The 1,689-nt window shown below is 29.4% G+C and carries 1 protein-coding gene and 1 pseudogene; both read left to right on the plus strand.

Annotation, left to right across the window (positions count from 1 at the left end; translation table 11 throughout):
* Positions 1-870 (plus strand): annotated as a pseudogene (locus tag HX062_RS16060) (hypothetical protein); the annotation flags it as partial.
* Between the two features lie 82 nt (positions 871-952).
* The coding region (locus HX062_RS16065; protein WP_286468127.1) for a hypothetical protein at positions 953-1,689 on the plus strand (737 nt) is incomplete at its 3' end.

A 1,689-nucleotide genomic window follows, 5' to 3' on the forward strand; every position in this document is an offset into this window, starting at 1 on the left:
AGTAGTGATAAGGTAGGTTCTAACAGAGGGTTTGTAGCTATACCAGAAGAGGGAGATCAAGTGATGATCAGTTTTGTAGGTAATCACCCTGATAGACTCTTTGTAATGGAAACTTTATTATATATGGGGTGTAAATATGCAGATAATGCAGATAATGCAGATGAGATAGTTGTTAAAGTATTTGAGTATATAAGGACATTAAATGTAGAGAGAGCTCGTATAAAAGGAGCTATGGGATATTGGAGGAATACAAGTTCTCTACATGCCTATGGTATGTTTAAATTTCGAGGAGTTAGATATTTGTTAAAGGTTGGAGAAGCTCGTTGTGGAGAATGGAGTGATTTTTTAATGGATATTTGTAAAATACAATCAACGAAGTTGTTTAAAGGTAAATTATTTATGTTAATAATTAAGCCTAAAAAAGACGAAAATGATAGTCTTATGTATAAAAATTGTGCTATGTTGGTTAAAGAGTGGAGGATACAAGATCCTTTAGCACCTGAGGATATTAAACAAAGAGCACAAGATCTTATGAATATTCCATTAGGTTTATTTGGAGATCATGTTTTTGTATTGTACAATACTAATTATTATGATCCTTCATATGGAGTGTTTTCAACAAAGGGTTATGAATCTTCTGATAAACTTTTACATGATTATACTAACGAGGCTTTAAGTGGTGTACTGTCAATATCTAATAGTCCCAATTATCCTTTAATTGAAGCTATAAAATATAAACCCCTAAATGGAGTATACATAGACCCTTGTGACTTAAATACAAGAATACCTAGTAAATGTCAGTATAAATTTAAAACAATTACATATAATATGGAAAAAGAATTAACTGGTGGATTTTATGAAGTATTTTAAGATGAGTTATAGGAGAATATTATTTTGGTTTATTATTTTGTTTAGCCAAGTAGTTGTAAGTCAGTTTAAAAAAGTATTTTATATGGAAAAAGAATTAATTTATAGTAAACAATTTGATGAAAATAATACAGTAGAGTGCTTCATTAATACTGATGATTTGTATTATTATTGGGAGTTTAATTTAAAGGGGACAGAAAATAAAACAATTGATAAGTTTAGAATTAGTAAAAAAGTGTTAATTTCTTATATCCCATATTTTAATACAAGAGATTTAAGAAGTGCCATGAGAATTGTTGATGTATTCAGGAGTGAACAGGGCGGTTTGATATTTTATCTAGATAAATTTGGACAGATTGATATTCATAAATACACTACTGATAATATGAAAGAAGTAATTCGTATTAGAAATTACGAATTACAAACTATTGACTCTATAAATAGAAGGGATTTTTTTGTAGAAACTAAGATGTATGGTAATACGGTTTATTGTATGTTTAAGCCCTTATCTCGATTTAGAAATGCTCCTACTCTTACAAAAACTGATCTCAATCATGGAACTTCAGTTATTACAGAGATATTTTCATCTCCTACATTATCTCCGCCTCTTAATGAATTCGATTCTACTAAGATAATCTTGACTATGGACAGTGCAGAATATAAATATAACGGATACGGATATAGGTTCTTTATAACATCTGATGATAAAGTAAAGGTATTAGATTTTGATTCTACACAGGCTGTTTATAAATTAAACTTTGAGTTGTCAAAGCCAGATGAGAAGAATGTAAATGATCTGATAGAGTGGGATTCATCATTGTT

Origin of the sequence: Myroides sp. DF42-4-2, from assembly GCF_030326445.1 — a bacterium.
In the GTDB taxonomy this organism is placed as follows: domain Bacteria; phylum Bacteroidota; class Bacteroidia; order Flavobacteriales; family Flavobacteriaceae; genus Flavobacterium.